Consider the following 23,703-nt stretch of genomic DNA (forward strand, 5'->3'; position numbering starts at 1 on the left):
TACAAGAACCTGCCAATTTTGTTGGTGTTGCCGCTCGCGCCCTGGGGGGCCGCCGCGCCCCCCCCCCCGCGGGGGGGGGGCCCGGCGCCACCCCCCCCCCCCCCGCGCCTGCCCCGCCGGTAGGACCAACCGGCAGTCCCACCCCGGGCGGCTCCCGTCCGGTCGGCCCGACATCCCGCCCGCTCGGGCCTGCCCCGTCTGTGGGGGCAGCTCCACAGGCGCCCGATCGAGAGGTGTCCGGGCACGGCGCGGGGCCCCGGCCCGTGGGGGTGGGCTGGATCACGTGAATCGTTGCGGATCCGACAGACGACACCCTCATACCCCCGCCCACCAGCACAAACATGCCACGTCGCGGCCCCCGGACCGGGTCGGGTCTCCGACGGGACACCTCCCTCCACCGAGGGCGTTATGAAGGGGTCCCTCCTCTCCGAAGGGGTGGCGCGGATACGATCAGGGGAAGTCGGACAGCGCTGTCCTTCGTACTCTCGTGAGGAGCGCATCGTGACCGACCAGCACGACCACGACGGCCCCGACGCCGCCCTGCGGGCCGACATCCGTCGCCTCGGCACCCTGCTCGGCCAGACCCTCGCCCGGCAGGAGGGGCGTCCCCTGCTCGACCTGGTCGAGGAGATCCGCGCCCAGGTACGGTCCGACGCCCCCGCCGCCGCCCAGCGGCTCGGCGGGCTCGACGTCACCACCGGCACCAAGCTGGCCCGTGCCTTCTCCACCTACTTCCACCTGGCGAACATCACCGAACAGGTGCACCGCGCCCGCGACCTGCGGCGACGCCGGGCCATGCACGGCGGGTGGCTGGATCAGGCCGCCAAGATGATCGCCGAACGGGGGGTGCCGGCGGAGGAGATCGCCGCAGCGGCCCGCCGACTCGCGGTCCGGCCGGTCTTCACCGCCCACCCCACCGAGGCGGCCCGCCGGTCGATCCTGTCGAAGCTGCGGACCGTCGCCGACGAACTCGACACCGAGACCTCCAACGCCATCCTCTACGGAGCCAGCGACGAGGGTCCGGCCAACCGCCGCCTCGCCGAGGTCCTCGACCTGATGTGGCAGACCGACGAGCTGCGGCTGGACCGGCCCGACCCGACCGACGAGGCCCGCAACGCCATCTACTACCTCCGCGACCTGTACGCCGAGGCCGCCCCCCAGGTCCTCGGCGACCTCGCCGAGACGCTGCGCACCCTCGGGGTGGAGACCTCCCCCACCGCCAGGCCGCTCACCTTCGGCACCTGGATCGGCGGCGACCGCGACGGCAACCCGTTCGTCACCCCGCTGGTCACCCGCGAGGTGCTGACCATCCAGCACGAGCACGGCATCGCCGCCACCGAGGCGGCGATGGAAGCCCTGATCAACGAGGTCTCGGTCTCCCGCCGACTGCGCGGGGTGTCACTGGACCTCTCCGCCAGCCTCGCCGCCGACCTCGACGCCCTCCCCGAGGTGGCCCCCCGGTTCCGGCGGGTCAACGCCGAGGAGCCGTACCGGCTCAAGGCCCGGTGCGTCCGGGCGAAGCTGGCCAACACCCGGGCCCGACTCCGGCAGGCCACCCCGCACGTCCCCGGTCGGGACTACCGGGGCAGCGCCGAACTGATCGCCGACCTGGAGCTGCTGCGCGCCTCACTGGCCCGCAACTCCGGCCAGCTCACCGCCGTGGGCCGGCTCGCCACCACCATCCGTACTGTCTCCGCGTTCGGGCTGCACCTGGCCACCATGGACGTCCGTGAGCACGCCGAGGCGCACCACGCCGTCCTCGCCCAGTTCTACGACGCCGTCGGCGAGGTCACCGACTACCCGGCGCTGACCCGGCTGGAGCGGACCAAGCTGCTCGCCGACGAGCTGACCGGACGTCGCCCGCTGGCCGCCGTCGACATCCCGCTGACCGAGGGCGCCCGCAAGACCTTCGACGTCTTCACCACCATCCGCGAGGCGCAGGACCGGTTCGGCAACGAGGTGATCGAGTCGTACATCATCTCGATGACCCTCGGCGTCGACGACGTCCTCGCCGCCGTGGTGCTGGCCCGCGAGGCGGGGCTCGTCGACGTGCACAGCGGGCGCGCCCGGATCGGGTTCGTGCCGCTGCTGGAGACCCCTGCCGAGCTGGACGCCGGCGGTGAACTCCTCGACGAGCTGCTGTCGCTGCCCGCGTACCGGGCCCTGGTCACGGCGCGGGGAGACGTCCAGGAGGTGATGCTGGGCTACTCCGACTCGAACAAGGAGGCCGGCATCACCACCAGCCAGTGGTCCATCCACCGCGCCCAGCGGGCGCTGCGGGACGTGGCCGCCCGGCACGGCGTACACCTGCGGCTCTTCCACGGCCGGGGCGGCACCGTCGGTCGTGGTGGTGGGCCCACCCACGACGCGATCCTGGCCCAGCCGTACGGCACCCTGGACGGCGCGATCAAGGTCACCGAGCAGGGTGAGGTCATCTCCGACAAGTACACCCTGCCCGCGCTGGCCCGGGAGAACCTGGAACTGACTGTCGCCGCGGTGCTCCAGGCGACCCTCCTGCACACCGCCCCCCGCCAGCCGGCCGAGATGTTGGAGCGCTGGGACGCGACGATGGACGCGGTCTCCGCGTCGGCGTACCGCTCCTACCGGTCGCTGGTGGAGGACCCGGACCTGCCCGCGTACTTCTGGGCTTCGACCCCCACCGAGCTGCTCGGCCAGCTCAACATCGGCTCCCGGCCGGCGAAGCGACCGAACACCGGTGCGGGGCTCTCCGGACTGCGGGCCATCCCGTGGGTCTTCGGCTGGACCCAGACCCGGCAGATCGTCCCCGGCTGGTTCGGGGTCGGCGCCGGACTGGCCGCCGCCCGGGAGGCCGGGCACTCGGACGTCCTCGCCGAGATGTACCGCAACTGGCACTTCTTCCGCACGTTCCTGTCGAACGTCGAGATGATGCTGACCAAGACCGACCTCGACATCGCCCGCCGGTACGTCGAGACGCTGGTCCCCAAGAAGCTCCACCCGATCTTCGACAAGATCGAGGCGGAGTACGAGCTGACCCGGCGGGAGGTCCTGGCTGTCACCTCCAGCCCCGACCTGCTGGACAACTCGCCGGTCCTCCAGCGCACCCTCGCCGTCCGGGACACCTACCTGGAGCCGCTGCACCACCTTCAGGTGGCGCTGCTGCGCCAGTACCGGGACTCCGGTGCCGCAGGTCGGGCCGTCGTCACCGCCCCCGGTGGTCGGCGCGCCCCCAGCGACGGTACGGCCCTGGAGCGGGCCCTGCTCACCACCGTCAACGGCATCGCCGCGGGGATGCGCAACACCGGCTGACCGGACCGACGACGAAAGGCGACGGCCGACCCGGAACGGGTCGGCCGTCGCCTTTCCTGGTGCGGCGGGTCAGAAGTCGAAGTCACCGCCGCCGAAGTCCCCACCACCGAAGTCACCGCCGCCGTAGTCCCCGCCGCCCGGATCCCCGGCGGTGGCGAAGTCGCCGCCGTCGCCCATGTCCCCTCCGGCGTCCATGCCGTCCTCGTAGCCGGCGGCGTAACCAGGGTCGCCGAAGCTCGGCGACAGCAGCGCGTCGGCGATCAGCATGCCGCCGAGCACGCCGACGCCCGCGCCCATCGCCGTCTTCCACCAGGGCGTCGAGTACCACCCGGCCGGCACCGGCCGCCCCTGCATCCGCCCGCCGGGGTAGTAGTAGGGGGTGTCCCGGCCCGGCTGCGGGCCCGCCTTGAAGTTCTGCCCCTGGACGTTGACCTCACGCTCCTTGGTCAACTGCCCCGCACCCTGCGCGGCGGCCAGCGGCGGCAGCTCCGGTCCCGGGTCGATGCCGAGCGCGGTCCGGGCCGCCCGGACGTAGGCCAGCCCCTCCAGGGCCGTCTCCCGGGCCAGCCGGAACTGCTGCACGGTACGAGCCTGTTCGAGCTGGCTCCCGGCGGCGTTGTACCGCTCACCGGCGTCGACGAGGGCCTGACGGACCGCCGGCTCGTCACCGTGCAGGTTCATCACCTGACCACCGAGGCGCTCGTACCAGCGCTGAGCGTCGGCGCGCACGTCGGCCAGCTCGCGAACCTGTCGGGCGGCTTTCTCGCGCCTCCACCACAGGAAGCCACCACCGAGCAGGGCCACCAGCACGATCACCAGCAGAAATTCCATACTCCGACGGTACCCGGAACCCGCCACGCCTGCCCGTGCCGCAGCCCGCCGATGATCACAAGCCATTCCTCGGGTGCGGAGGCGGGCGGGGAGCGGGGTGGTTTGGCAAGCTGCGGGAATGGAGTTCTCGACGCTGGCCGTGGTCCTCGTCTGCCTGGGTGCCGGGGCGGCGGTGGGGTGGTACGCGGCCCGCAGCCGAGCCGCCGCCGACATCGCCCGGCTGGAGGCGACCCTCGCCGCCACCAGGGAGGGTGAGGGGCGGTTGGAGCAGTCGATGCGGGCGTTGAGCTACGAGGCGACCGCCCAGTCGCAGGAGGCGGTGGCCCGGGCTGTCGCCCCGCTGCACGACACCCTGCGCCGGTACGAGAACCGCGTCACCGAGCTGGAACGCGACCGGGTCGACGCCTACGCCGAACTGCGGGAACAGGTCCGGGCCATGGGGACCGTCTCCGGCGAGCTGCGGACCGAGACGAAGCAGCTGGTGGCGGCGCTGCGCGCCCCGCAGGTCCGGGGACGGTGGGGGGAGCACCAGCTGCGCCGGATCGTGGAGGCGGCGGGGATGCTGGAGCACTGCGACTTCGACGAGCAGGTGACGGCCGCTACCGATCATCGGGGGGTACGACCGGACCTGGTGGTCCGGCTGCACGGTGGACGCAGCGTGGTGGTGGACGCGAAGGTGCCGTTCGACGCGTATCTGACAGCGATGGAGGACCGCGACGAGAAGGGGCGCGACGGTCACCTGGACAGGCACGCGAAGCAGCTGCGGTCCCACGTGGACGCGTTGGCCGCGAAGGCGTACTGGTCGGCGTTCGACAGCACCCCGGAGTTCGTGGTGCTGTTCGTGCCGGCCGACCCCTTCCTCGACGTGGCGTTGCAGCGGGACCCGAGCCTGCTGGAGCACGCCTTCGCCCGCAACGTCGTGCTGGCCACCCCGGCCACCCTGGTGGCGCTGCTGCGGACGGTGGCCTACTCGTGGCGGCAGGAGGCCCTGGCGCGCAACGCCGTGGCGGTGCACTCGCTCGCCCGTGAGCTGTACGGACGACTCTCCACCCTCGGCGACCACGTCGGGAGGTTGGGTACGTCGCTCGGTTCGGCGGTGACGGCGTACAACAGGGCGGTGGGCAGCCTGGAGTCCCGGGTGCTGGTCAGTGCGCGCAAGCTCGCCGAGCTGGGGGTGTCCGATCAGGATCTCGCCGTTCCGGCGCAGGTCGAACTGGCCCCCCGCCAGCCGCAGGCGCCCGAACTGGTCGAGCGGGCTCGGACCGGACCGTCCACGCCTGTCGATCACTGACGGCGTGGCCACGGTCGGGATCGGACCGTCCGGCGCGGAAAGTCACGACCTGGTCACAACGTACTACCGAGTAGTGGACATCGACGACTGAAACAACGAAGTATGTCGCTCACGTGCGCCCCGGCGTACCCGGGGCCTTCCACCTTCCTGGGGGATACCGAACGTGAGCAAACCCCGCATCAGGAGTCGGCGTACCTCCGCCGCCTTCGTCGCATCGGTCCTGGCGGCCGGCGCGATCTCAGTGGTGGCCGGTGCCACCACCGCGAGCGCCGCGCCCGCCGACGGCTCACCGGCCACCGCCGCCGAGACGCTCGGCCCGCACGACGCCAGACTGCTGGCCCAGGCCGAGGCCGAGAAGGCCCCGACCGTGACCCTGATCGTGGCCGCCGACAAGGGTGCCGCGAAGAAGGTCGCCGACGGCGTCCGCCGACTCGGCGGCTCGGTCAGCCAGCAGTACGACAGGGTCGGGTACGTCCTGGCCACGGTCCCGACCGGCCAGGTCCTCAAGGCCGCCACCCTGCCCGGGGTCGCCGCCGTGGACCTCGACGAGGAGATCAAGCTCCCCGACCCGGCCCCGGAGCGGGCCCCGGACGGGACCGTCGCCGCCGCCCAGGGTGTCACCCTCACCGGGCCGGGCGTGGACACCCCCGGCGTCAACCCGTACATGCCGACGCACGAGACCGGGGCGGAGGCGTTCAAGGCCGCCAACCCGCAGTGGGACGGCCGGGGCGTGACGATCGGCATCATGGACTCCGGTGTGGACCTCGACCATCCCGCGCTCCAGCAGACCACCACCGGCGAGCGGAAGATCGCCGACTGGGTCACCGCCACCGACCCGCTGGAGGACGCGAGCTGGCGGCCGATGACCACCGAGGTCACCGGACCCACCTTCACCGCCGCCGGTACGACCTGGACGGCCCCGGCCGGGACCTACCGGTTCAACAGGTTCAGCGAGGCGATCACCGCCGCCACCGACCACCGTGGCGACGTCAACCGCGACGGCGACACCACCGACACCTTCGGCGTGCTGTTCCACCCGGGAACCAACGACATCTGGGTCGACGCCAACTCCGACCAGGTCTTCTCCGCGAACGAGAAGTTCCGCCCCTACCGGGAGCAGTTCCAGGTCGGCCACTTCGGCACCGACAACCCGGCCACCCCCGTCCGTGAGCAGACCCCCTTCGTGGTGGAGTACCGCAAGGCCGTGCCCACCAGCATCGGACCTGTCGACTTCGTCAACATCGGGATCGTCTCCAGCGCCCACGGCACCCACGTCGCCGGGATCACCGCCGCCAACGACATGCTGGGCAACAGCGCCTTCGACGGTGCCGCCCCCGGCGCGAAGCTGGTCTCCTCCCGGGCCTGCTCGTGGAGTGGCGGGTGCACCGCCGCCGCCCTGACCACCGGCATGGTCGACCTGGTCGTCAACCGCAGGGTCGACGTGGTCAACATGTCGATCGGCGGCCTGCCCACCCTCAACGACGGTGCCAACGCCCGCGCCCAGCTCTACAACGACCTGATCGACATCTACGGCGTGCAGATGTTCATCTCAGCCGGCAACTCCGGTCCCGGCCTGAACACCGTCGGCGACCCGTCGGTGGCCGGCAACGTGGTCAGCGTCGCGGCCAGCATCAGCAAGGACACCTGGCTGGCCAACTACGGGTCGGTGGTCCGCAAGGAGAACGCGCTGTTCAACTTCTCCTCGCGCGGCCCCCGGGAGGACGGCGGGTTCAAGCCGAACATCGCCGCCCCGGGTTCGGCGATCTCCACCACGCCGCTCTGGCAGGCCGGGTCCCCGGTTCCGGAGGCCGGCTACCCGCTGCCCCCGGGCTACCAGATGCTCAACGGCACCTCGATGGCCTCTCCGCAGGCCGCCGGGGCCGCAGCCCTGCTCCTGTCGGCCGCCAAGGCGACCGACAAGGGGGTCACCCCGGCCGCGCTGCGCCGGGCCGTCTACACCTCGGCGAACCCGATCGAGGGCGTCCCGACGTACGCGCAGGGTTACGGCATGTTCGACGTGACCGGCGCGTGGGAGCTGCTCGACGAGGGTGTGGAGACCCGTTCGTACGTCTCCGACGCCCCGGTCTGCACCCCGCTGTCGGCCAGCCTGAGCCGGTACGACAGCGACCTCGGCGCCTTCGTGCCCAACCCGCACCGGGGTCCCGGGGTCTACAACAGGTGTGCGGTGGCCGACGGTGGCCAGAAGGTCAACCAGGCCAAGACGTACGAGGTCACCCTCACCCGGACCAGCGGACCGGCCCGGGGCATCGCCCACGAGATCACCTTCGAGGGCGACGAGGGCACCTTCCGTACCCGCAAGCAGGTGTCGCTGCCGCTGAACCAGCCGGTCACCATCCCGGTCACCGCCAAGCCGGGCACCGCCGGGGTGCACGGCGCGCTGATGACGATCGACGACCCGAACACCTCGGTGGTGGACTTCGAGATCGCCACCGTCGTGGTCGCCGCCAACGAGGTGAAGCAGCCGAACTTCTCCTTCTCGGCCGAGGGCTCCGTCGACCGCAACGGCTACACCTCCTACTTCGTGACGGTCCCCCCGGGGGCCGGGGCGTTGCAGGTGAACCTCTCGGGCATCGCCACCGGTTCGCAGACCCGGTTCATCGCGATCAACCCGTACGGGGTGCCGACGGAGGGCACGGCGAGCACCCTGTGCTTCACCAACTTCTCCGACCCGAACGTGTGCAAGCCGCAGGAACGGGACTACCCGAGCCCCATCCCGGGGGTCTGGGAGATCGAGGTCGAGTCGCGGCGTACCTCACCGGCGTTGAACAACCCGTTCCGGTTGCAGGCCCGGGTGCAGGGCGTCGCGGTCTCCCCGGCCGTCGTCGACCTGCCCGGCGTCACCGCCGGTACGCCGACCCCGGTGAGCTGGGAGCTGACGAACACCTTCGGACCGGTCCCGGTGACCGGCAGGGGTGGCCCGCTGGCCAGCGTCCACACCGAACGGCCCACCATCGCCCACGGCGGGCAGCAGGAGTTCACCGTCGAGGTGCCCGCCGGGGCGAGCACCTTCACCGCCCGGATCGGCAACACCGCCAACCCCGGCGCCGACCTCGACCTGAGCGTCTACCGGGGCAGCACCCTGGTCGGCCAGCAGGCCGACGGCGACTCCGAGGAGGCGGTGACCCTCACCAACCCGCAGCCGGGCACCTACCGGGTCGTGGTGGACGGCTACTCGGTCGACGGGCCGGGCACCAGCACCGCGTACGACTACCGGGACTCGTTCTCGGCGGCGTCGCTGGGCTCGCTGACCGCGCCGACCACTCCGCTCAACCTGCCGCACGGTGCCAACGCCACCCTCACCGGTACGGTGACCGCCCTCTCCACCCCGGCTGCCGGCCGGGAGTTGCAGGGTGAACTGAACGTGGTGACCACCGAGGGTGCCGTCGTCGGCCGGGGTGCCGTCGCCATCCACGCGGTGAACTGATCCGATCCGATCCGATCCGGTTCACCACCTGACCGGATGAGCGGAGCCCGTCCCCGAGTCCTCGGGGGCGGGCTCCGTCGTCTGCTCCGGCCGGAACGGCCCGTCCGGACCCGGCCGAAACTGGATGGTCGGGCCAGGCGGGCAGGAACGGCGCAGTCAGACCGAAACTGGACGGTCAGGCCGGGTGGGCGGTCGACACGACGAAGGGGGTGCCCTGCTGGCAGGTGGTCATCAGCCCCTCCTCGACCTTCCCCGTGACGGTCACCCGGGCACCGGGCCTGAGCACCGACGTGTCCCCGCCGACCAGGAGATATCCGTCGAGGAGGAGACACCCCGGCTCCACCCCGGCCCCGACTCTGCCGGTCAGGGTGGTGGTGCCCGGTTTCGGGGCGGCGCTCCCGCCCGGACGGCCGGGGTCCCCGGCGGAGGGGCGCCCGGTCGGGTCGGCCGGCGCGCTCGGCGTACCGGGATCAGTTGGGTCGACCGGGGTCGAGGAGGCGGTCGGGTCGGTGGGCACCGGGGTCTCTCCCGTCGTCGTCGCGGGGGCGGAGGGCTGGTCGTCGGCAGTGTCCCCCGCACAGGCACTCAGCAGCGTGCAGGCGACCAACGCGCAGAGAACGATCCGGAAGTTCCTCATACCTGATCCGACGGGGCCCCGCACCGATCCGTTCCCGCCGACGGCTGCGGCACCGGGATCAACCCCGGGCGGCGGCAGCGGCGGCCTTCATGTCCCGCTTCAGCTCCTGCGGCAGCGAGAAGGTCAGCCGCTCGTCCGCGGTGGTGATCTCCTGGACGTCGGCGAACCCGCGCTCGGCGAGGTGGGCGAGGACCTGCTGCACCAGCTCGTCCGGCACGCTGGCCCCCGAGGTCACGCCGACGGTGTCCGCCCCCGTCAGCCAGGCGTCCTCGATCTCGTGGGCGAAGTCGACGAGGTGGCCGGCGCGGGCCCCGGCGTCCAGGGCCACCTCGACAAGGCGTACGGAGTTGGAGGAGTTGCGGGATCCGACCACGATCACCACGTCGCACTCGGCGGCGATCTCCTTGACCACGTGCTGACGGTTGGAGGTGGCGTAGCAGATGTCGTCGCTCGGGGGCGACTGGAGCAGCGGCAGCCGCTTCTTGAGCCGGGCGACGGTCTCCAGCGTCTCGTCGACAGACAGGGTGGTCTGGGAGAGCCAGACGACCTTCTCCGGGTCCCGGACGGTGACGTTCTCGACGTCCTCCGGGCCGTCCACCAGCTGGATGTGGGCGGGGGCCTCACCGGCGGTGCCGATGACCTCCTCGTGCCCCTCGTGGCCGATGAGCAGGATGTCGTAGTCGTCGGCGGCGAACCGGCGCGCCTCGTGGTGCACCTTCGTCACCAACGGGCAGGTCGCGTCGATCGCCTTCAGCGAGCGGGCCCGGGCCTGTTCGTGGACCTCGGGGGCCACTCCGTGCGCGGAGAAGATCACCGTGGCGCCCTCGGGCACCTCCTCGTTCTCCTCCACGAAGATCGCGCCCTGGGCCTCCAGGGTCTGCACCACGTGCTTGTTGTGCACGATCTGCTTGCGGACGTAGATCGGGGCACCGTAGAGCTTCAGCGCCTCTTCCACGGTCTGCACCGCCCGGTCCACGCCCGCGCAGTAGCCACGGGGGTTGGCCAGGAGTACGCGCTTGCCGGTCTTGGGGGTCGCCTCAGCCTCGCTCACCCGACCATCGTACGTGCCGTTCCACCCGCCCCCGTTCCTCCGGCGTTCCCCCATCCCGTACCCGGTGGGAGTGGCGGTCGGGGATGTCGGCGGGTGGTTCTAGGGTGGGTGGATGGCTGAGTCGGGTGCGAAGAGCAGTGCCGAGGAGCCCTGGCCGGTCCGCGTGGTCAGCCAGAAGGTCGGCGCCTGGATCGCCCGACTCGGCTGGGTCTGGGTGGACGGGCAGGTGGCGCAGATCAGTCGGCGCCCGGGGGCGGGCACCGTCTTCCTCACCCTGCGGGACCCGTCGGCGGATCTGAGCCTGACCGTCACCACCAACCGGGACGTCCTCGACGCCGGGGCGCCGGAGCTGCGTGAGGGTGCCCGGGTGGTGCTGCACGCCAAGCCGGAGTTCTACGCCGCCCGGGGCACGCTCAGCCTCCGCGCCGACGAGATCAGGCAGGTGGGGCTCGGTGAGCTGCTGGCCCGCCTGGAGAAGCTCAAGAAGCTGCTCGCCGCCGAGGGGCTGTTCGACCGCAACCGCAAACGCCGCCCCCCGTTCCTGCCGGGCCGGGTGGGTCTGATAACCGGCCGGGCCTCGGCGGCCGAGCGGGACGTCCTGACCAACGCCCGGCGGCGGTGGCCGGCGGTGGACTTCCGCACCGTCAACGTTGCGGTCCAGGGTCCGGGTGCGGTGCCGCAGATCGTCGACGCGTTGCGGTTCCTCGACGCCGATCCGGAAATCGAGGTGATCGTCCTGGCCCGGGGCGGTGGCAGCATCGAGGACCTGCTCCCCTTCTCCGACGAGGCGCTCTGTCGGGCGGTGTTCGCCTGCCGGACGCCGGTGGTCAGCGCCATCGGCCACGAGACCGACGCGCCGCTGGTCGACTACGTCGCCGACGTACGCGCCTCCACCCCCACCGACGCGGCCAAGCGGATCGTCCCGGACCTCACCGAGGAGGTGCGCCTCATCGGGCAGGCCCGGTCCCGGCTGGAACGGGCGGTGGGCAACCTGCTGGACCGGGAGCGGCACCGCGTGGAATCGCTGCGGAGCCGTCCGGTGCTGGCCCGCCCGCAGGTGATCGTCGACCAGCGGGTGACCGAGGTGACCGCGCTGCGTCAGCGGGCCGACAGGTGTCTGGACCACCGGCTGGCCGCCGCCGGTGACGACCTGCGGCACACGGTGGCCCGGCTGCGCGGTCTCTCCCCGGCGGCCACCCTCGACCGGGGGTACGCCATCGTCCAGCGCGGTGACGGTCACGTCGTCCGTGCCGCCTCCGAGGTCGGCCCGGGCGACCAGCTGCGGGTACGCCTCGCCGAGGGGGAACTGGCAGCCACCGTCGACGGCTGAGGACCGCGCCACCGCCGGTTCGTCACAGGGGTGTGCTGAGATGGGACCGATGAGCGACGAGAAGAAGGCCGGGCCGGACGAGCGGCTCAGCTACGAGCAGGCCCGGGCCGAGTTGGCCACGGTGGTCGAGCGGCTGGAGGCCGGCGGCACGTCACTGGAGGAGTCGTTGACTCTCTGGGAGCGCGGCGAGGCGCTGGCCGCGATCTGCCAGCGTCGCCTGGACGGTGCGCGGGCGCGGATCGACGCCGCCCGCCAGACCGCCGACTCCTGACCGCCGACTCCTGCCCCCCCCCCGGCCATCTCCGGCCACCCGCACGACATCCGGCGGACGCCCGCCGACCCCGCACGCCGATCCCGTCCGTCGGGCGGCTCGTGGACGCGACGCGGGACCCGACAGCTGTCGGGTCCCGCTCATTGTCGCCTCAGGTCACCGGAAGAGGCTGTACAGCGCCTCCGGTGCCTCCTGGACCTGGTCCGCCGGTGGCTTCTGGGCGGCGGTGGCGTTGCCGTAGTCCGAGTAGGTGACCTTCACTTCCTCGGCACGCCCCTCGCCGGTGTCGGCGATCTGGATGGCCAGTTCGCTGAGCCGGCCCTGCGGGTCCAGGCGGGCGGTGAAGGGCACGGTGCGGACCTCCGGGCCGATCTGGGCCACCAGACCGTCGTCGAGGGAGCCGGCCTCGGCAGCCTTGGTCAGGTCGATGGTGCCGGCGTAGCTGCCGTCGCCCTCCCGCCGTACCTCGGTGATGCTCTGCGTGATCACCTCGCTGCCCGCCGGGTCGAGCTTGTCGAAGTCGAAGCCGAGGTTGCGGTCATTCTGGATCTTGGTCTGGTCCAGGCGCTGGTACTTGCTCAGGTCGACGTCACGGATCTCCGACAGCCGTGGTGCGTTCCGGCCGCCGACCTCCGCCTTCACCCAGCTTTCCGGCTTCACGTGGACGATGTCGAGGACGACCATCAGGTCGGACCCCGCCTCGCCGAGGGTGACCTTCATCTGCGCGCTCTGGCTCGGTTCGTGCACCTGCCCCTCGGCGGTCGACCCGCCACCGGACATGGTGAACTTGAAGTTGCCGTTCCTGATCTCGTTCGTCGAGGCCAGCAGCGCCTGCTTGGCGTCGGCGTCGACGGTCGCACCGGTCGGGCCGCCGGACGGGTCGGGCGCTGCGCTACCGGAGGCGGTCGGGGTGGCCGAGGCACCAGGCTCGGCGGTGTCGGTGCCGGTGCAGGCGGCCAGGGCGGGGGTGAGGAGGGCGGCGGCGAAGACCGCCGTGCTGAAGCGCCGAATCGTCACGGGGTACCTCTCCAGGTGGGTCGTCCGGCCCGCGAGGTCGCCGGAGGTGTGCCGCCGGGATGTGCTTCCATCCCGGCCACGGCCCTCCGGCCGGCGGTACGCAACCGGTGGGCTCCGTACCTTCTGTTCCCTGCCGTCGGCTTCGGTAATCACCGATCGCGCCCGTTCCGGGCGCTGTCGCCGATAGGGCGGGGTGGATCGACCCCCTCCCGGATCCCGGTCAGCGCAGGGAGATCGCCAACTGGCGTAGTTCGTTGTCCCGCGCGTCCCCGATCACCAGGACGGTCCGTTCCGGCTCCAGCAGGACGTACGCCTGCTCGTTGCCGCGTGCGGTGTACCGCTGCCAGCTCCGCCCGTCCAGGTCCACCGCCCCCTGGGGCTGCCCCTCGGCGGTCAGCTCGGTCGGGAGGAGGCGTTCCGGCGGCACGTTGCTCTGCACGAGTTGGGCACCGCGCCCCTCCGGGGTGACGTACCCGATGCGCAGGCTCGACCCGTCGTCCACCGTCTGGAAGTTGGCCCGGATCGGCCGCCAGCTGTCGCCGAGCCCGGTGGGCTCGCTGACGGGGAAGAGGGCCGCGGACCGGGCCTGGTCGATGGCGGGGGCGGTGTCGACGGTGACCGGCTGGTCTCCGCCGAGGAATCCCCGGTAGAAGGCGAAGAAGATCGCGATCGGCACCAGCAGCACCAACATGGAGATCACCATGTCCCGGGGGCGGCGCCCGGCGCGGTCCGAGGCCGGGGGCACGCCGGGTGCCGGCTCGTCGTCGACGGGCACGGCCGCCCCCTCGGTAGCGGGAGTGGGAGCCCCCTCCCGGGGGCCGGACGAGGTCACCGGAGGCTGGCCGTCCGGCGGCGTCGAGTCGGCGGGTACGCGGTTGGCAGAGTGTGCGGGTTCCACCATTCCATCTTGACAGGAGCCCGGTTGCCGCGTTCGGCACCACCACCGAGGTACCCCGGCGTTAGATTGGCCACCGAGTGGGGACGCCGAATCGACCACCGTGTGAGGATCAGCGGCACAGCCGGCGGCGGCCGCACGCCGGTCCACCCCGCAACGTCGCGAGGAGGAGCCGTCAATGACGAACACCAGGACCCGCATCCCACAGAACCTGGACCGCAACCTGGCCCTGGATCTGGTCCGGGTGACCGAGGCGGCGGCGATGGCCGCCGGCCGTTGGGTCGGCCGGGGCGACAAGGAGGGCGGCGACGGAGCCGCCGTCGACGCCATGCGCAAACTGATCAACTCGATCCCCATGCGGGGCGTCGTGGTGATCGGCGAGGGCGAGAAGGACAACGCCCCGATGCTGTTCAACGGTGAGCAGGTCGGCGACGGCACGGGCGCGGAGGTCGACGTCGCTGTCGACCCGATCGACGGCACCACCCTGATGAGCAAGGGCATGCCGAACGCCCTCGCGGTCCTGGCGGTCGCCGAGCGGGGTGCCATGTTCGACCCCAGCGCGGTCTTCTACATGGAGAAGCTCGCCGTCGGGCCGGACTACGCCGACGTGGTGGACATCGACGCCGGGCCGGCGGAGAACATCCGGCGGATCGCCCGGGCCAAGGGCACCGACGTGTCCGAGGTCACCGTCTGCGTCCTGGACCGGCCGAGGCACGCCGAGCTGATCGACCAGATCCGGCACACCGGGGCGGGCATCAGGTTCATCTCCGACGGTGACATCGCCGGGGCGATCGCCGCCGCCCGGGGCGAGTCCGACGTCGACGTGCTGATGGGCGTGGGCGGCACCCCTGAGGGGATCACCTCGGCGTGTGCGCTCAAGTGCATGGGCGGGGTGATGCAGGCCAAGCTCTGGCCGCGCGACGACGCCGAGCGGGAGAAGGCGCTGGCCGCCGGACACGACCTGGACCGGGTCCTCACCACCGACGACCTGGTCACCGGGGACAACTGCTTCTTCGTGGCCACCGGGATCACCTCCGGCGACCTGCTGCGGGGGGTCAGCTACCGGGCGGGCGGGGCGTACACCCAGTCGATCGTGATGCGGTCGAAGAGCGGCACCATCCGGGTGATCGACTCGTACCACCGGTTGGAGAAGTTGGCCCTCTACTCGGCGATCAACTTCGACGGTCGCCCCCTGGCCGAGCAGGAGTAGACCACGGACGGCTCACCTCCCCCCACCTCCCGCCGGATCGCCGGGGTCGCCCTGGCCACCGCCTCCGGCGTCGCCGTGGCAGTCCAGTCCCGGATCAACGGCGAACTCGGCGTACGCCTGGCCGACGGGATCGCCGCCGCCGTGGTCTCGTTCGGCCTGGGGCTGCTGGTGCTGCTGGTCCTGGTCTCCGCCACCACCTCCGGTCGGCGCGGAGTGGCGGCTCTGCGTACCGCCCTGACCACCGGGGCGCTCCGCCCGTGGCACTGCCTCGGCGGGTTGTGCGGCGCGTTCCTGGTGGCCGCCCAGGGGTTGACCATCGGCACCCTGGGGGTGGCGATCTTCACCGTGGCGGTGGTCGCCGGGCAGACCGGCAGCAGTCTGCTCGTCGACCGGGCCGGGATCGGTCCCACCGGCCGGCAACCGGTAACCGCCCCCCGACTGGCCGGGGCGGCGCTGACAGTCCTGGCGGTCCTGCTGGCCGTCGGGGACCGACTCGCCGACCCCGGCGCGTTGGCCCTGGCCGTGCTGCCTCTGCTCGCCGGTGTCGGCATCGCCTGGCAGCAGGCGGTCAACGGTCGGGTCCGGGCCGCCAGCGCCAGCACGATGACAGCGACCGCCGTGAACTTCACAGTCGGTACCGTCGCCCTGCTCCTCACGTTCGCCGTCGAGGTCGCGGTACGCGGTTGGCCGACCGGGCGGTTCCCCACCGAGCCGTGGCTCTACCTCGGCGGCCCGCTGGGCATCGCCTTCATCGCGGTGGCCGCCGCACTGGTCGGGCTGACCGGGGTCCTGCTGCTCGGCCTGGCCACCATCGCCGGGCAGATCGTCGGTGCAGTCGCCCTGGACCTGATCCTGCCGACGGCGGCCTCCCAGCCCGGGCCGACCACCCTGATGGGGGCGGCGCTGACCCTGGTCGCCGTGCTCGTCGCCGCCCTCGCCCCGGTCCGACGCTCCGGCAGCGCGCCCGCCCCGACCCAGCGGTAGCCCGCCCGGTCCGACCCGCCCGCCCGGTCCGACGGCACCCGGCCGGTCCGACGCGGCGGTGACGTGGACGGTCAGGGGGCGGTCAGGGGGTACGGATCGGAGTCGTCCTTCGCCCGACGCCGGAAGATGATCGCCGCGACGAACCCGCCGAGCAGCCCGAACAGGTGTCCCTGCCAGGAGATCCGCTCGTCGGTGGGGAGGATCCCGATGAGCTGCCACCCGTAGAGCAGGCCCACCAGCAGGACCACTGCGAAGTTCCACCAGCTCCGCTCGACGATGCCGCGCATGAACAGGATTCCGAGGTAGCCGAAGATGACTCCACTGGCCCCGACCACGATGGAGTTGGGTGAGCCGGTGAACCAGACGCCGAGGCCGCTGACCAGGATGATGACCAGGGTCGACCAGAGGAACCGGCGGAGCCCGGCGGCCAGGACGAAGGTCCCCAACAGGATCAGCGGGATGCTGTTGCTGTAGAGGTGGTCGAAGCCGTGGTGCAGGAACGGGGAGAAGAAGACCCCGTCGAGCCCCTCGATCCGGCGCGGGATGATCCCGGCAGCCATGTCGAACCCGGCCCCCAACCAGACGTCCAGCGCCTCGATGAGGAAGAGGATCGGCACGACGGCACACATGGCGACGAAGGCCCGGCCGAGCGAGGCGTAGAACGCCTCGGTGCCGAACCGGTTGGGGTCGTTGCCGCCTGGGCCCAAGGTCACCCCCCAAGAGCTATCAGCAATCGGCCCGGTCCGCCACCTCTGCGGGGTCGATCGGGTGCGCAAAACGTCGACGGCGGGGTGTGGGCGATCCCACACCCCGCCGTCGTGGCGGGCGCGTCAGGTCAGTACCAGCCGACGTTCTGTGAATGCTGCCAGGCCTTGCACGGGCTGCCGTACCGCCCGTCGATGTAGTTGAGACCCCACTTGATCTGAGTGGCCGGGTTGCTCTCCCAGTCGGAGCCCACCGAGGCCATCTTGCTGCCCGGCAGTGACTGCGGGATCCCGTACGCCCCGGAGGACGGGTTGCGGGCCTTGTGGTTCCAGCCGCTCTCCTTGTTCCACAGCTTGTTCAGGCAGGGGAACTGGTCCATCCCGAATCCGGCCTGCACCATCAGGGAGCAACCGGTACGGCGGTTGCCGCTGAACTCGGTGCAGGAGTCCGGGACCGGCCCCTCGAACGGCCGGGAGGCCGTCGAGTCGGCTCGTTCCGCCTCCTTCTTCGCCTTTTCCTCCTCGGCCTTCTTTCGCTCGGCCGCTTCGCGTTCCTTCTTGCGGGTGGCGGCGGCCCGTTCGGCCTCCTTGGCCCGCTCGGCGGCCTCCTTGGCCGCCTTGGCCGCCCGCAGCTTGGCCTGGTACTCCGCGCCCCGCTGCTGGGCGGACCGGACCTGGTGCCGGGCCTGCCGCTCGCGCTGGTACTCGTGCTCGGTCTTGTCGACCTCGACGGCGACGCGGGCGATAGTGCCCTGCTGCTCGGTCTCCTGGCTCTCACCCAGATAGAAGCCGCCGGCGACGCCCACGGAGAGCAGTGCGACGGCGGCCGTGCGGGCACCCAAACGGCTCCACAGCCGACTCACGAAGTAGTCCCTTCGTCGGGGGCAAGGAAACGGTGCCGGGCACGTCCACCCGGGTCGGACACGGCACCGCGAGCGCCCCGACCCGTCGTCGGCGGCAGCCGACGCGTGGACTCCCACCCGATGTCGGTAGCCGCCTGTGACGAACGACCACCAACGATGTGCGTGATACGCGGGCGCTCGTGGGACACGATCGCGCACAGTGAGGCGGATGGGAAACGAACGACAGTATTTGTGATTCGCACCACACGACAAATACCACCATGGTGGCGTAAAGCAGTCAAGCAACCACTGTCAGGTCGGCACGTCCTCCAACAGATCGGTGACCATCGCCGCGATCGGGGACCGCTCCGACCGGGTCAACGTGACGTGCGCGAAGAGCGGGTGCCCCTTCAGCGCCTCGATCACCGCCGTCACCCCGTCGTGCCGCCCCACCCGCAGGTTGTCCCGCTGGGCGACGTCGTGGGTGAGCACCACCCGTGAGCCCTGACCGATCCGGGAGAGCACCGTGAGCAGGACACCCCGCTCCAGCGACTGGGCCTCGTCGACGATCACGAACGCGTCGTGCAGGCTCCGGCCCCGGATGTGGGTCAGCGGCAGCACCTCGATGATGCCCCGGGCCATCACCTCCTCCAGGACGTTCTCGTGCACCACAGCGCCGAGGGTGTCGAAGACCGCCTGGGCCCAGGGCGACATCTTCTCCGTCTCCGAGCCCGGCAGGTAACCGAGCTCCTGGCCCCCCACCGCGTACAGGGGACGGAAGACGATCACCTTCTTGTGCCGCCGTCGCTCCATCACCGCCTCGAGGCCGGCGCAGAGCGCCAGGGCGGACTTGCCGGTGCCCGCCCGCCCGCCGAGGGAGACGATCCCGATCGACTCGTCGAGCAGCAGGTCGAGGGCGACCCGCTGCTCGGCGGAGCGGCCGTGTACGCCGAACGCCTCCCGGTCACCCCGCACCAGCCGTACGGTCTTGTCCGGCAGCACCCGCCCGAGCGCCGAGCCACGGGGCGAGTGCAGCACCAGCCCGGTGTGGCAGGGCAGCCCGGCCGCCTCGTCGAGGTCGAGGGTCTCCCCGCCGTAGAGCGCGCCGACCTGCTCCTCGGCGAGTTGCAGTTCGGTCATCCCGGTCCAGGTGGGATCGCTGGCCTGACCGTGCCGGTACTCGTCGGCGGCCAACCCGACCGAGGCGGCCTTGACCCGCAGGGGCATGTCCTTGCTGACCAGGGTGACCTGTCGTCCCTCGGCGGCCAGGTTCAACGCGACCGAGAGGATCCGGGCGTCGTTGGACTCGTTGCGGAAGCCGGGCGGAAGGACGCCGTCGTCGGTGTGGTTCAGCTCCACCCGCAGCGTGCCGCCGAACTCGTTGGCCGGTAGCGGCTGGTCGAGTCGACCGTGGCGGATCCGCAGCTCGTCGAGCATCCGCAGCGACTGGCGGGCGAACCAGCCCAACTCCGGGTGGCTCCGCTTGCCCTCCAACTCGGAGATGACCACCAGGGGCAGCACCACCTCGTGCTCGGCGAACCGGTGGAAGGCTGCCGGGTCGGACAGGAGCACCGAGGTGTCCAGGACGTACGCCTGGCCGGCTGGTCGGGGCTCCTGACGGTCGGCCGACGCCGTGTCCGCCGTACGGCGGCTTCGGGTGGCGCGGCGGGTCGTGGCTTTCGCGGCCGGAATCTGGTCGGCTCCGGCGTCGGTACGGCGAGTCGTCACAGGCCTGCTCCGACGGATGGGCACCCGCCACCCGTGTTCCGCCTCCTCCGGCGCCCGGGGACACAGGGTCGGATGCGGGCCCCGTGCGCGAGGCGCAGATCCGGGCTGACCGGCTGGCCCGGGAGAACCCCGCGCCATGACTAGACGCTAGCCGCGCCGACGCCCCGGGGCTAGGGGTTCGCTACGGATCTTCGGATTCCAGCAGGTGGACGTGAGGATCCACGCACTCGTGAGGGTCGGGCCGACGCCGGGGACGCGGCGAGCCGGCCGGGATGCATGCCCCCTGCGCGCATCCCGGCCGGCGGGGTCGCCGTCCCTCTCGGACGGCGGCCCCCCGGTGCGCCCTCGCCGCGTACGACGCACCGGACCGGTTCGGGGTGTGTGGCTCCCAGCAAAGCGGGTCGGGTCAACCGACCCGCCGGACGAGGGTGCCGGTGGAGTGTCGGGCGGCCCCCCGGGCGGCCGGTGCGCCGAACGAGGACCCGGTGTAGGTGGTCCCCGCCCGGTTCACCGACTCGACCTGTCGGGCGGGGACGGCCAGGGCCGAGGCGATGGCGGCCTGGGCGTCCCGGCGTCGCCGGCTCCAGGCGCCCCGGTCGCCGTCGAAGTAGCCCTGCCGGTAACCGAACCGGTAGCCGATCCGGTAGCTGAGCTGCCCGTGGAGTCGACCGGCCGCATAGCTGGTCGAGCCGAGGAGCAGGACGAGGAAGACCGCGAGGAAGGGGCTCATCCGGCGGCCCCGGCGGATCGGACGGATCGGCCCGTCGTTGCCGGGGAGGCGGCGACGGGGGTCCCGGTCAGCAGCCGGTCCAGGTCGTCGGTGCCGACCTCCTCGACCAGTTCGACGCTGATCCGGCAGCCGTCCTGGACGACCTCGGCCACCGAGAGCCGATGGATCTCCCCACCGGCGTCGTACACCCGGACACTCAGTTCCGGGCAGCCGAGATGGGTACGCCAGGCGTCCCACTCGGCGTGGTCTCCCACGTTCAGCGAGAGGTGACGGCTGCCTCGGGCCAGGTAGAGGCGCCAGGGGGCGCTCAGCCCCGCCGCCACCCCCTGGGCGACCAGACCGAAGGCCCGGGCACGGGTTGCGAGATCGGTCACCGGGCCTCCCGGGATCGGGGCGGGTGACACCGGTGAGCACTGGAGGTCTCAGGCACGTGGCACACCGTAGAATGTCCCATGAACGTGACAGTATCAGCTTTTCGTCTGTTTACGGCCGCACCCACGAGCATCTATCCTGCGCCGGTGATACCCCTTTTCACGTGCACTCTTGCCCTCCCCGGAAATCCGAATGTGTTGTCACGTTCACGTGACAGGAACGCGCTTGCCCGATTCCGGAGGGGCAACGGGTCGTACCGTCACGTAGTGACCGGGACCGCTCACGCACGGAAGATTGCCTTCGCCACCTTCGTCCGCCGTGCCCTCGACGACGCCCGGGCGACCCGTGCCTGGAGCGGAACCGAGGTCTCCCGCCGCACCGGGGTGTCCCGGCAGACGATCAACCGCTGGGTACGCGGAGACTGGGCCAGCGACCCCGAAGCCGAACGGGTCGTCGCCTTCTGTGAGGGGCTCGGCCTCAACCCGGCGGCGGCGTTCGGTGCGCTCGGCTGGGACCGGACCACCCCGCCCCGCAGCGCCCCGACACCGCCCCCGATGGACCCCGACGTGGAGGCCCTGCTGCGGCGACTGGTCGACCCCAACGTCTCCGACGCGGAGAAGTTCCACATCCGGGAGACCATCCGCTACCTCGCCTACCGCCCGACCCTGCCGGTCGACGGGCGGCGACGGGGGCGCAAGGCCGGATAGCCACCCGGACCGGCCCGGCGGTCACCGGGGACGGGCCCGGACCGGCCCGAGACCTTCTCGGATGACGAAAGTCGATGCCGGCGGTCCGGACGTTTTGCCTCCCCCACTCCCACCGGGCGCGCTACCGTCCGTAAACGTACTGCTTGGGCTCGTCGTCGGGTGGGGGACGGGACAAGGCCGAACCAAGCCCTGCGGGACAGAAGGAGGGGTCTGTCCATGACCCTGAAGTGGCTGGCAGTCGTGGTCGGGGCGGTCTCCCTGACCGTGGTGTTGACAGGCAACGTCGTGGTCGGCGTCGTCTCCGGTGGGCAGTTACCGCTCGTCGTCAACCTCGTCGCGCTCACCGCCGCCGGGACGTCGGTGGTGGTGGCCGTCCTCGCCGAACTGACCGAGCGGCTCAACAACAGGCTCAGTGCGCTCACCGACTACCTGGTGGAACGGCTCGACGAGGTCGAGGAGTCCGCCGGGGACCGCAACGCCGGATTCGTGGAGGGTTACCTGCTCAGCCACCGCCCGGAAGCCACAGTCGTGCCGTTCGTACGCCCCGGCCGGGGTGCCGTCGAACGCTGACCGCGCCCTGTGGTCGGAACCCGTTCGCATCCTCACAACAGCGATTGCCGCGCCGAGACCGGGGTACGCTGTCGCCCGTGCCGTCGTTGAATCTGGGCAACCAGCAGCCGAAGACCCCGCTGAACGCCGACCAGGCCTGGCGGGAGACCGCCCCCCGGGCCGCCGAAACCGTGCTCTTCTTCGACTTCGACGGCACACTCGCGCCGGTCGACGACGATCCCACAGCTGTCCAGCCCGCCCCGAAGGTGCTCGCCGCCATCGAGGCCCTGGCCCCGGCCGTCCAGCGGGTGGCGATCGTCTCCGCCCGCCCGGTGGACTTCCTGCGCGACCACTTCGGTGGGCTCACCGGCGTCGACCTGTACGGCCTGTACGGGCTGGAGCACAGCCACTCCGGGGGCGAGACGGTGACCGAACCGGCCGCCCTGCCCTGGGTGCCGACGATGGCCGAGCTGACCGAGCTGGCCCACGCCGAGCTGCCCACCGGGACCCTGATCGAGTTCAAGCGGCTCTCCGTCGCGCTGCACTACCGGACCGCCCCGACCCTCGGCCCCACCGTCGAGCAGTGGGGGCGGGAGCAGGCGGAGCGGCTCGGCCTGCGGGTCCAGGTCGGACGGATGGTCCTGGAGCTCAAGCCCCCCGTCGACCGGGACAAGGGCATGGTCATCGACGAGGTGGTGCAGACCGCCGGTGGCGCGTGGTATTTCGGCGACGACGTCTCCGACATCAAGGCCTTCGCCGCGCTCCGTGCCCGGGCCGCCGCCGATCCCAGCTTCGTCGGTGTCTGCGTCGCCGTGGCCAATCCGGAGACCGGTCAGGAGGTCGCCGAGGCCGCCGACCTGACAATCGATTCTCCCGCCGCGCTCGGCGACTTCCTCCAGACCGCCGCCCACCACCTGCCCTGACCGGGGCGGGGATCCTGCCCCGGGGCGGGACGGGGTCCTGCCGGGGCGGGGAGGGTCCTGACCAGGGCGGGACGGGGTCCTGCCCTGGGCGGGGAGGGCGTCAGGTGCCGAACCGGCGTTGCCGGGTGGCGTACGACCGCAGCGCCCGCAGGAAGTCGATGTGCCGGAAGTCCGGCCAGTTCAGCTCGCAGAAGTAGAACTCCGAGTGGGCCGACTGCCACAGCATGAAGCCGGAGAGCCGCTGCTCGCCGCTGGTCCGGATGACCAGGTCGGGGTCGGGCTGACCCCTGGTGTAGAGGTGCTCGGCGATGTGCTCGACGTCGAGGGTCTCGGCCAACTCCTCCAGGGTGCCCCCGGCCGCCGCGTGCTCCACGAGCAGTGAGCGCACCGCGTCGGCGATCTCCCGACGGCCGCCGTACCCGACGGCGATGTTGACCTCGGCACCGCCGCTGCGGTCGACAGTGCGCTCCTCGGCGGCCTTGAGTGCGGTGGCGGTCTGCGCGGGCAGCAGGTCGAGGGCGCCGACCATCCGCAGCCGCCACGGGTTGCCCTCCTCGGACAACTCGACCACCAGGTTCTCGATGATCTCCAGGAGCGGGTCGAGTTCCCGGGCCGGCCGGCGCAGGTTGTCGGTGGCCAGGAGGTAGAGCGTGACGTGCCCGATCCCGGCCTGGTCGCACCACCCCAGCAGATGCTTGATCTTGGCGGCACCGACCCGGTGACCGTCGTTGGGGTCGACGTACCCCATCTCCCGGGCCCACCTGCGGTTGCCGTCGCACATGACACCGACATGCCGGGGCACCGGCTTACCAGCGAGCTTCGCCGTGAGCCGGCGCTCGTACACCGAGTACATCAGGTCCCGCGGATTCATCACTTGCAGAGTAGCGACCCCTCGACA

At 71.6% G+C, this 23,703-nt stretch carries 21 protein-coding genes; 10 read left to right on the forward strand and 11 right to left on the reverse strand.

What is annotated here, in order from left to right; genetic code table 11:
• Window positions 1-501 precede the first annotated feature (501 nt).
• Window positions 502-3,288, forward strand: coding sequence for a phosphoenolpyruvate carboxylase (gene ppc / locus ABT336_RS15580; protein ID WP_350897287.1), 2,787 nt, complete (start codon window positions 502-504; stop codon window positions 3,286-3,288).
• Between the two features lie 69 nt (window positions 3,289-3,357).
• Here ppc and ABT336_RS15585 read toward each other — a convergent pair whose 3' ends face one another.
• The gene (locus ABT336_RS15585; protein WP_350897288.1) at window positions 3,358-4,119 is read right to left on the reverse strand and encodes a hypothetical protein; all 762 of its coding nucleotides are present in this window, start codon (window positions 4,117-4,119) and stop codon (window positions 3,358-3,360) included.
• Window positions 4,120-4,237: 118 nt separating this feature from the next.
• On the opposite strand from ABT336_RS15585, the gene ABT336_RS15590 reads away from it, so the two are divergent.
• On the forward strand, window positions 4,238-5,410 hold the full coding sequence (locus ABT336_RS15590) for a DNA recombination protein RmuC (protein ID WP_350897289.1): 1,173 nt from the start codon (window positions 4,238-4,240) through the stop codon (window positions 5,408-5,410).
• Between the two features lie 163 nt (window positions 5,411-5,573).
• Window positions 5,574-8,855, forward strand: coding sequence for a S8 family serine peptidase (locus ABT336_RS15595; RefSeq protein ID WP_350897290.1), 3,282 nt, complete (start codon window positions 5,574-5,576; stop codon window positions 8,853-8,855).
• Window positions 8,856-9,030: 175 nt separating this feature from the next.
• Here the strand turns inward: ABT336_RS15595 and ABT336_RS15600 are convergent, their stop codons facing one another.
• Both ABT336_RS15600 and ABT336_RS15605 read right to left on the reverse strand, forming a co-directional pair.
• Entirely contained in the window at window positions 9,031-9,492 is a 462-nt protein-coding gene (locus ABT336_RS15600) for a hypothetical protein (RefSeq protein WP_350897291.1), read from the reverse strand.
• Between the two features lie 58 nt (window positions 9,493-9,550).
• A complete protein-coding gene (locus tag ABT336_RS15605) occupies window positions 9,551-10,543 on the reverse strand; it encodes a 4-hydroxy-3-methylbut-2-enyl diphosphate reductase (RefSeq protein ID WP_350897292.1) in 993 nt (330 codons plus the stop codon).
• Between the two features lie 112 nt (window positions 10,544-10,655).
• Between ABT336_RS15605 and xseA the strand changes: the two genes are divergently transcribed.
• Together xseA and ABT336_RS15615 are read left to right on the forward strand one after the other, a co-directional pair.
• The gene (xseA, locus tag ABT336_RS15610; RefSeq protein WP_350897293.1) at window positions 10,656-11,873 is read left to right on the forward strand and encodes an exodeoxyribonuclease VII large subunit; all 1,218 of its coding nucleotides are present in this window, start codon (window positions 10,656-10,658) and stop codon (window positions 11,871-11,873) included.
• 49 nt (window positions 11,874-11,922) lie between these two features.
• Entirely contained in the window at window positions 11,923-12,144 is a 222-nt protein-coding gene (locus tag ABT336_RS15615; RefSeq protein WP_350897294.1) for an exodeoxyribonuclease VII small subunit, read from the forward strand.
• 156 nt (window positions 12,145-12,300) lie between these two features.
• Here ABT336_RS15615 and ABT336_RS15620 read toward each other — a convergent pair whose 3' ends face one another.
• Window positions 12,301-13,161, reverse strand: coding sequence for a hypothetical protein (locus ABT336_RS15620; protein WP_350897295.1), 861 nt, complete (start codon window positions 13,159-13,161; stop codon window positions 12,301-12,303).
• Between the two features lie 220 nt (window positions 13,162-13,381).
• Window positions 13,382-14,059, reverse strand: coding sequence for a DUF4245 domain-containing protein (locus ABT336_RS15625; RefSeq protein WP_350897296.1), 678 nt, complete (start codon window positions 14,057-14,059; stop codon window positions 13,382-13,384).
• Between the two features lie 175 nt (window positions 14,060-14,234).
• Between ABT336_RS15625 and glpX the strand changes: the two genes are divergently transcribed.
• Window positions 14,235-15,266 carry a class II fructose-bisphosphatase gene (glpX, locus tag ABT336_RS15630; RefSeq protein WP_350897297.1) on the forward strand — a complete coding sequence of 344 codons (1,032 nt, stop codon included), beginning with the start codon at window positions 14,235-14,237 and terminating at the stop codon, window positions 15,264-15,266.
• 36 nt (window positions 15,267-15,302) lie between these two features.
• Window positions 15,303-16,250 (forward strand): DMT family transporter, encoded by a 948-nt coding sequence (locus tag ABT336_RS15635; RefSeq protein WP_350897317.1) that lies wholly within the window; start codon window positions 15,303-15,305, stop codon window positions 16,248-16,250.
• Between the two features lie 71 nt (window positions 16,251-16,321).
• On the opposite strand, the gene ABT336_RS15640 is transcribed toward ABT336_RS15635, so the two are convergent.
• From ABT336_RS15640 to ABT336_RS15660, 5 genes are all read right to left on the reverse strand, one after another.
• Entirely contained in the window at window positions 16,322-16,963 is a 642-nt protein-coding gene (locus ABT336_RS15640; protein ID WP_350897298.1) for a rhomboid family intramembrane serine protease, read from the reverse strand.
• A 122-nt stretch (window positions 16,964-17,085) separates the two neighbouring features.
• The gene (locus ABT336_RS15645) at window positions 17,086-17,817 is read right to left on the reverse strand and encodes an aggregation-promoting factor C-terminal-like domain-containing protein (protein ID WP_350897299.1); all 732 of its coding nucleotides are present in this window, start codon (window positions 17,815-17,817) and stop codon (window positions 17,086-17,088) included.
• Window positions 17,818-18,108: 291 nt separating this feature from the next.
• Window positions 18,109-19,524 carry an RNA 5'-3' helicase PhoH2 gene (phoH2, locus tag ABT336_RS15650; RefSeq protein ID WP_350897300.1) on the reverse strand — a complete coding sequence of 472 codons (1,416 nt, stop codon included), beginning with the start codon at window positions 19,522-19,524 and terminating at the stop codon, window positions 18,109-18,111.
• Window positions 19,525-19,930: 406 nt separating this feature from the next.
• Window positions 19,931-20,254 carry a hypothetical protein gene (locus ABT336_RS15655; protein WP_350897301.1) on the reverse strand — a complete coding sequence of 108 codons (324 nt, stop codon included), beginning with the start codon at window positions 20,252-20,254 and terminating at the stop codon, window positions 19,931-19,933.
• Window positions 20,251-20,628 (reverse strand): hypothetical protein, encoded by a 378-nt coding sequence (locus tag ABT336_RS15660; protein WP_350897302.1) that lies wholly within the window; start codon window positions 20,626-20,628, stop codon window positions 20,251-20,253. Before ABT336_RS15660 ends, ABT336_RS15655 begins: the two co-directional genes overlap by 4 nt.
• A 264-nt stretch (window positions 20,629-20,892) precedes the next feature.
• On the opposite strand from ABT336_RS15660, the gene ABT336_RS15665 reads away from it, so the two are divergent.
• From ABT336_RS15665 to otsB, 3 genes are all read left to right on the forward strand, one after another.
• A complete protein-coding gene (locus tag ABT336_RS15665) occupies window positions 20,893-21,333 on the forward strand; it encodes a helix-turn-helix domain-containing protein (RefSeq protein WP_350897303.1) in 441 nt (146 codons plus the stop codon).
• A 216-nt stretch (window positions 21,334-21,549) separates the two neighbouring features.
• The gene (locus ABT336_RS15670) at window positions 21,550-21,903 is read left to right on the forward strand and encodes a hypothetical protein (protein ID WP_350897304.1); all 354 of its coding nucleotides are present in this window, start codon (window positions 21,550-21,552) and stop codon (window positions 21,901-21,903) included.
• Window positions 21,904-21,980: 77 nt separating this feature from the next.
• On the forward strand, window positions 21,981-22,805 hold the full coding sequence (gene otsB / locus ABT336_RS15675; RefSeq protein ID WP_350897305.1) for a trehalose-phosphatase: 825 nt from the start codon (window positions 21,981-21,983) through the stop codon (window positions 22,803-22,805).
• Window positions 22,806-22,905: 100 nt separating this feature from the next.
• Here the strand turns inward: otsB and ABT336_RS15680 are convergent, their stop codons facing one another.
• Complete coding sequence (locus ABT336_RS15680) at window positions 22,906-23,676, reverse strand: isoprenyl transferase (RefSeq protein WP_350897306.1); 771 nt, start codon at window positions 23,674-23,676, stop codon at window positions 22,906-22,908.
• Window positions 23,677-23,703 lie beyond the last annotated feature (27 nt).

The sequence above is a fragment of the Micromonospora sp. NPDC000207 genome, from assembly GCF_040300925.1.
Classification (GTDB): domain Bacteria; phylum Actinomycetota; class Actinomycetes; order Mycobacteriales; family Micromonosporaceae; genus Micromonospora.

Bases quoted from the DNA above. Each gene is read 5' to 3' on its own strand.
- ABT336_RS15585 (WP_350897288.1), bottom strand. From the start codon at position 4,119: ATGGAATTTCTGCTGGTGATCGTGCTGGTGGCCCTGCTCGGTGGTGGC.
- ABT336_RS15590 (WP_350897289.1), top strand. From the start codon at position 4,238: ATGGAGTTCTCGACGCTGGCCGTGGTCCTCGTCTGCCTGGGTGCCGGG.
- ABT336_RS15600 (WP_350897291.1), bottom strand. From the start codon at position 9,492: ATGAGGAACTTCCGGATCGTTCTCTGCGCGTTGGTCGCCTGCACGCTG.
- xseA (WP_350897293.1), top strand. From the start codon at position 10,656: ATGGCTGAGTCGGGTGCGAAGAGCAGTGCCGAGGAGCCCTGGCCGGTC.
- ABT336_RS15615 (WP_350897294.1), top strand. From the start codon at position 11,923: ATGAGCGACGAGAAGAAGGCCGGGCCGGACGAGCGGCTCAGCTACGAG.
- glpX (WP_350897297.1), top strand. From the start codon at position 14,235: ATGACGAACACCAGGACCCGCATCCCACAGAACCTGGACCGCAACCTG.
- ABT336_RS15655 (WP_350897301.1), bottom strand. From the start codon at position 20,254: ATGAGCCCCTTCCTCGCGGTCTTCCTCGTCCTGCTCCTCGGCTCGACC.
- ABT336_RS15670 (WP_350897304.1), top strand. From the start codon at position 21,550: ATGACCCTGAAGTGGCTGGCAGTCGTGGTCGGGGCGGTCTCCCTGACC.
- ABT336_RS15680 (WP_350897306.1), bottom strand. From the start codon at position 23,676: ATGAATCCGCGGGACCTGATGTACTCGGTGTACGAGCGCCGGCTCACG.